Annotated in this window: 6 protein-coding genes; 3 read left to right on the forward strand and 3 right to left on the reverse strand. The window is 57.4% G+C overall.

The window, feature by feature from the left end:
* Positions 1-26 precede the first annotated feature (26 nt).
* From ABF824_RS08415 to ABF824_RS08425, 3 genes are all read left to right on the forward strand, one after another.
* On the forward strand, positions 27-1,424 hold the full coding sequence (locus ABF824_RS08415) for a peptidylprolyl isomerase (protein ID WP_415487981.1): 1,398 nt from the start codon (positions 27-29) through the stop codon (positions 1,422-1,424).
* A gap of 4 nt (positions 1,425-1,428) precedes the next feature.
* Positions 1,429-2,265 (forward strand): 16S rRNA (adenine(1518)-N(6)/adenine(1519)-N(6))-dimethyltransferase RsmA, encoded by an 837-nt coding sequence (rsmA, locus tag ABF824_RS08420; RefSeq protein WP_415487997.1) that lies wholly within the window; start codon positions 1,429-1,431, stop codon positions 2,263-2,265.
* Positions 2,266-2,337: 72 nt separating this feature from the next.
* Complete coding sequence (locus ABF824_RS08425; protein ID WP_415487983.1) at positions 2,338-3,294, forward strand: D-2-hydroxyacid dehydrogenase; 957 nt, start codon at positions 2,338-2,340, stop codon at positions 3,292-3,294.
* Positions 3,295-3,303: 9 nt separating this feature from the next.
* On the opposite strand, the gene ABF824_RS08430 is transcribed toward ABF824_RS08425, so the two are convergent.
* The 3 genes from ABF824_RS08430 to ABF824_RS08440 form a co-directional block, all read right to left on the reverse strand.
* On the reverse strand, positions 3,304-3,873 hold the full coding sequence (locus ABF824_RS08430; protein WP_415487985.1) for a ferritin-like domain-containing protein: 570 nt from the start codon (positions 3,871-3,873) through the stop codon (positions 3,304-3,306).
* A 79-nt stretch (positions 3,874-3,952) separates the two neighbouring features.
* Positions 3,953-4,795: an RlmE family RNA methyltransferase gene (locus tag ABF824_RS08435; RefSeq protein ID WP_415487987.1), complete on the reverse strand. Its 843-nt coding sequence runs from the start codon at positions 4,793-4,795 to the stop codon at positions 3,953-3,955.
* Positions 4,796-4,831: 36 nt separating this feature from the next.
* Positions 4,832-5,797: a Ppx/GppA phosphatase family protein gene (locus ABF824_RS08440; RefSeq protein WP_415487989.1), complete on the reverse strand. Its 966-nt coding sequence runs from the start codon at positions 5,795-5,797 to the stop codon at positions 4,832-4,834.
* Positions 5,798-6,251 lie beyond the last annotated feature (454 nt).

Below are 6,251 nucleotides of genomic sequence, written 5' to 3' on the forward strand. Positions count from 1 at the left end.
CGTTTCAAGGTGAGAGACCAAGCTATATGCGACTGAGCCTTTCCGTGACGGGGTCTGCCCTCGCCCTTCTGGTTGCATTTGGTTCTCTGGCCATATCTCCAGCTGAAGCCGCCCGGCCACACAGGGCGCATCCGGCGCAGGAAGCCCCGGAACAGGATGAAGGCGTCCCTGACACCGCGCCCACCTCGAAGAGCGACACCACGCTGACGCAGCTTGGCGGGACCGAGGATACGATCATCGCCATCATCAACAGTGTTCCATTGACGCGGCGCGATGTGGACAACCGTGAACGGCTGTTCGTTCTCTCCACCGGCCTACCCCTGAGCCAGGACGTGCTCGACCGTATGCGCCCGCAGATCATGCGCCAGCTGATCGACGAACGGCTCCGCACGCAGGAAATTCTATCTAGGCACATCAATATCTCGCCTGAGCAGATTGCGGCCGCCATCGAAGGGATCGAGCGTCGTAATGGCATGGAGCCGCATGCTCTGCGCAACAAGCTGGCGCAGGACGGCGTTTCTCTGACCACCCTGATCGACCAGATCCGTGTCCAGATTGGCTGGATGCAGGTTCTGCGCCAGGAATTGGGCGCCAAATCCCGTATGACGTCGCAGGAAATTTCGCAGCGGCAGGAAGCATTACGTCGGCAGGAAGGACGCGCCGAGTATCTCATCAGCGAGATTTTCGTCCCCGTGGCCGATCCCCGTCACAGCGAAAGTGAACTGAAGTTCACTGAAACGATCATTCAGGAACTTCGCAATGGCGCGCCCTTCCCGATTGTAGCGGCGCAGTTCTCGCAGGCGCAGAGTGCTCTTGATGGTGGCTCGATGGGGTGGACACAGGAAGACAGCCTCGACCCCGAAGTCGTGGCCATTGTGAAGCAGATGCCTGAAGGCGCAATTTCCAACCCCATCAAGGTGGCGGGCGGCTACGTCATCGCCACCGTTTCCGGAAAACGCATCATTGGGCATCAACCGGGAACATTGCTTGACACCCGGCAGGCCTTCCTGCCTTTCAGTACGCAGCTCAATCCTCAGGCGCCGACCGATCAGCAGCGTCAGACACTTGAAAAGGCTGTCCACCTTACGCAAACGGTCCGCTCCTGTGAGGAACTTGCGGCTGCCAACAAGCAGTTGGGCGAAGTTCGTCCCTCCAATCCGGGTGAGTTGCAGCTTGAGCGCCTGAACCCACAGATGCAGCAGATTCTCGGCAGCCTGCCGATTGGGAAACCGACACGGCCACTGGTGTCCGCCGAGGGTATCGACATTCTCATGGTGTGCGGCAAGAAGACCAAGAATTTTGCCGACCGGACACCGAGCGAAATCGCTGACCAGCTCCTGAATGAACGCGTGGAGCAGACAGCCCAGCAGCTTGACCGCGACCTTCACAGAAAGGCCGTGATTGAATATCGCGCCAAGCCCTGATCCGGTGACAATTCCTTCCAATCGGGAGCCGCTGGCGTCCGTCATCAGCCGCCACAACCTTGCTGCCCGCCATGCGCTGGGCCAGCATTTCCTTCTTGATCCGGGCATAACGGATCGAATTGTCGAGCTATCGGCTCCGTTGACCGGACGGCATGTGGTTGAGGTTGGGCCGGGCCCAGGTGGCCTGACCCGTTCCCTGCTCGACAGCGATGCGGCGTCAATCACCGCAGTGGAAGTCGATCCACGCGCAATCCCTGTCATTGAGGAACTGGTTGCGGAAGACCCTGCACGCCTGAAACTCGTGCGTGCCGATGCAACGGCGCTTGACCTGACGTCTCTCTGCCCTGCCCCTCGCAGGATCATCGCCAACCTGCCTTATAATGTCGCCACACCTCTTCTTATCGGCTGGCTGCGGCAGGCTGCGGAATGGGAACGGCTGACACTGATGTTCCAGCTTGAAGTGGCGGAACGGATCTGTGCGGCACCGGACAGCGAACATTATGGCCGCCTTGGGGTTATTTCCCAATGGTGCGCGACATGCTCGCCGATCATGCGCCTGCCACCCGGCGCATTCTTCCCGCCACCCAAGGTATGGTCAGCGGTTGTCGAAATCACGCCTCACGCAACTCAACCGGAGCCAGTGCTGTTTCGCGCCATGGAAACCGTCACTGCGGCGGCTTTCGGACAACGACGCAAGATGCTGCGTGGTTCGCTCAAAAAGATTGGTGGGGAAAAGCTGCTTGCGGCGGCAGATATTGACGGATCACGCCGGGCAGAAACACTTTCGATTGAAGAATTCGACCGATTGGCGCGATGCTTTCTGAAGGCTTCCGCCGCCTGATCGCAGGATTGTCGCTTGTCGAACGGCGATTGCCACGGAAGAATGACCATATTCCCGTGAAGGTGGTCGCTCATGAATGTCCCCCCGAAAATCGTCGTTGCTCATGCGACTTTCGACATCAAATCTTTCGTCGATGCATGGCCTGAACCAACAGACTGCGTGTGGGCAAAAAGCCGGGCGGAGCTTCTCGCCTTGCTGCCTGAGGCCGAAATTCTCGTTACCATGACCTTGTGGGAACCGCGTTATTTCGATCTCGCGCCCAAGCTCAGGCTTGTGCAGGCGATGAGTTCTGGTGTGGATCTTTATGACATCGAGAGCTTCAGGCAGCATGGCGTCCATCTCGCCAGTGCACGCGGTGTCAATGCAAACGCCGTTGCGCAGCACGCACTTGCCATGATGCTTGCCCTCGCCCGCCATCTGCCGCAGGCCCGCGATGACCAGCATAAGTCGTTCTGGCGGAAATGGGGCGGTGAAGTAAACGGGCGACGACGGGAACTGGGAGACAGTCACGTTGTGATTGTCGGCTTTGGCGACATCGGTAAACGTCTGGCCAGCCTTTGCCTCGCTCTGGGGCAACGCGTCACCGTTGTTCGCAAGCATGTTACGGAACAAAGCGACATGCCTGTGCAAGTGGTTGGACAGGCTTCACTGGCGGATGCAGTCAAGGATGCCGATTATCTCATTCTGGCCTGCCCAGCCACGCCTGAGACTATCGGGTTAGTCGACCACACCATTTTTGCTCACATGAAAAAAGACGCCAGCCTCATCAATGTGGCGCGCGGGTCGGTTGTGGTCGAGGATGATCTGATTGCGGCCTTGCGGAACGGACAGATTGCGTCAGCGGGGCTGGATACATTCCGGAAAGAACCGCTTCCCCCAGAGTCCCCTTTATGGGGCATGAGCAATGTCATCATCACGCCGCATGTGGCTGGCGACACAACGGTCTATGAAGAACGTGTGGCCGCCATTTTGCAGCAGAATGTGACGCGGCTGATGGCGGACGAACCGCTCATCAACCAGATCGTCTGACGTCCGTTCTCAGAGAAAAGGACGTCCCTGATGGGCTTCGAGGAAGTCGTGCATGTCGGTCGCATGCTCTTCTTCCTGTGCGAGAATTTTTTCGAGCATGATGCGCGTGGTGGGATCTTTGTCGCCGAAATAGCGGATCAGTTCGCGGTAATGCTCAACCGCGATACGCTCGGCCACCAGATTTTGCTTGATCATGTCGACCAACGTACCCGCGTGACCATATTCAGCCGCTGATCGCGTGGTCAGACCTTCCGGGTTCATGTCTGGCACACCACCGAGCTGATCAATGCGCTCAGCAGCCCATAACATGTGGGTCTGCTCTTCCTGAGCATGCTTGGCAAATTCGGCAGCGATGCTTTCACTATTGATGCCTGCCGCTGCAATGGCATTCATCTGATAACGCAGCGTACAGACAATTTCGGTCGCGACCACTGTCTGAAGCAATTCGATGGTTGTCTTCACATCGCCTTCATAAGCCGGTGTGACGGCACCATCTTCAAGGGATTTCTTGGCTCTCTCGCGGAGCGTCTGGATGTCCGTCAGGAACGTGTTCTCGGCGTCGGCAGTCTTCGTCGCCATAAGGAAACTCCTTTTCGAATGTCCGTGTCGTGACTCTCAACGCCCTCTTTCCGAAAAGGTTTCAAAAGATTTCCGTCTCTTAGCGCACCTCAGCACGAAGATTGGCCAGTTTTTCCGCCTGAAAGCCCGTAGCGACCACGTAAAGCTCGCTGGAATCCTTCCGGCTGGCCGGCGGTTTCGCATGGCGCACGGTCGAAAAGACCTGCTTCATCAGATCCAGCATCCGTTTTTCTGAACCGCCCTGGAAAACCTTGGCGATGAAGCCTCCCCCCTCAGCCAGAACGTCAAAAGCAAAGTCGAGCGCCTCTTCGGCGAGACCGATAATCCGCATATGATCAGTCGGTGCGTGGCCCGTCGTATTGGGAGCCATGTCCGACATGACAAGGTCAGCTTTTCCGCCGAGCATCTCGATCAGGCGATCAGGGAGAGCCGGATCAGTAAAATCACCTTCGATGATTTCCGCACCCGCGACCGGATCGACAGGCAGAAGATCGACCCCAACCACGTGCGAAGCCCCACGTTTGACAGCAACCTGCGTCCATCCACCCGGTGCGGCACCAAGATCGACCACACGTTGTCCCGGATGGATCAGATGGAAGCGGTCGTCGAGCTCAATCAGCTTGAATGCAGCGCGCGAGCGCCAGCCTTCCCGATGCGCAGCCTGCACGTAAGGATCATTCAACTGACGCGTGAGCCAGCGCTGCTGGGCAGTGGTCTTGCCCCGCGTCTTCTTGAGCATCACAGACTTGGCGCGGATTGTCCGTGCAGCGAGACCATCCGTTTCGCTACTTCCCGCACCTGGTTGCGCTGTGACCCTGATCGCACGTCGCCCGGGAACCCGGGCCGCCTCAGGGGCATCAGGGCTAGCCCCTGCCTTTTTCTTTTTTGTCTTCGAACCTGAAGCAGGTGGTCTTGCTGTCACGAGAACTAAACTTCTTTTCTATATGAGACGGATTAATCAAAGACTGCGTGAAGCAGCCTTGATCTCACACGCTACCATTTTGTCTTCACGCATCATCCGCAGAAGCAGACCATCGCGCAGGCCTCTGTCAGCCACAATGATACTGGACGGCCAAAGTGACAGGAATGCCTCGAAAATAGCACATCCAGGCATCACCGAGGGCGCTCTTTCAGGACCGATACAGGGATGCACCCGCATGCCATTCGGGCCCATACGGTGCAGGCGATGCATGGCACTGCGCGCATTCTCAGGGTGCAGGCAATACCCATCGACAACGTGCCGCATATAACGAGGCAGATCGAGATCAAGACTGGCGAGCGTAGTCACTGTCCCGCTTGTCCCTACCACCCTTACCGCGCCCCTCTCGAGATGCTGCTGAATCTGGTAGGTTTGCTCGAATTTCGCCATATGCTCATGGACGAAGGATAGCATGGACTCATAAGCGTCAGGCTGTGATGGTGGGAACATCTCGGCAAGGGTGATTATCCCCACAGGCAGGCTCACGTAGCCCACCACTTCATGCTTGCGGTTGCCTGAACTCAGCTTCACCCAGGCAATTTCGGTGGAACCACCGCCGATATCCAGCAACAGCCCCCATTCTGGAGGGTTCTGTTCGCCCAATGCGGGGAAATCGCGATGCAACAGAGTTGAACAGCTTTCCACCGCCAGCTCAGCTTCTTCCCGACCGGAAATAATCTCGAAATCGAGGCCGGTTTCCCGCCTTATACGCTCGACGAAATCTCTCCCGTTCCGTGCCCGGCGGCAAGCTTCCGTCGCGACAGCACGCAGCCGCACTGAACGATGGCGCCCAAGGCGTGTAGTGCATACACGCAGGACATCCAGCGTACGGATCATCGCTTCTTCGTTCAGCTCACCTGTGCCCTGCAAGCCTTCACCCAGACGTACAATCCGGCTGTAGCTATCGATGACCCGGAATCCTGCAACAGTGCGCGACGCAATCATGAGTCGGCAGTTATTGGTCCCAAGATCGAGAGCGGCACAGATTTCCTCTTTGCCACCTCCCCCTAAAGGAGCCGAGTGAAAAGAGTCGCCCTTTTCCTGCTTCGGTACGACGGGAGCAGAATGCACCCTGGAAAAATTTTGAGATGAGGGTGAAAAACGATTCGGAAGCGCCCCTCGGCCCCGAGGCCAGGCGCCAATGCCGTTCATACGCCTGGCTCCTTTTCGAATACGAGTTTAAAGAAACGTTACGTTATAGTTGAGGAAAAAAGGCGTCGCGGCAAGAGAAAACTACCCAATGATTCCAAAAAGCAATTTTTGGGGTTGCCGAGAGATATTACGGGTGGTAGGACGCTGCCACACCGACGGAACGGAGCGTTGCTCACTGTTTCGATCCTCTGCTGGGGGATAGTTTAGCGGTAGAACTACCGGCTCTGACCCGGTCAGCCCTGGTTCG

The organism is Acetobacter sp., from assembly GCF_047721705.1.
Taxonomy (GTDB): domain Bacteria; phylum Pseudomonadota; class Alphaproteobacteria; order Acetobacterales; family Acetobacteraceae; genus Acetobacter.

What these genes read in the sequence shown, in the direction of transcription:
- ABF824_RS08440 (WP_415487989.1), bottom strand. Translation starts at nt 5,797, where the DNA reads ATGATTGCGTCGCGCACTGTTGCAGGATTCCGGGTCATCGATAGCTAC.
- ABF824_RS08430 (WP_415487985.1), bottom strand. Translation starts at nt 3,873, where the DNA reads ATGGCGACGAAGACTGCCGACGCCGAGAACACGTTCCTGACGGACATC.
- ABF824_RS08415 (WP_415487981.1), top strand. Translation starts at nt 27, where the DNA reads ATGCGACTGAGCCTTTCCGTGACGGGGTCTGCCCTCGCCCTTCTGGTT.
- ABF824_RS08425 (WP_415487983.1), top strand. Translation starts at nt 2,338, where the DNA reads ATGAATGTCCCCCCGAAAATCGTCGTTGCTCATGCGACTTTCGACATC.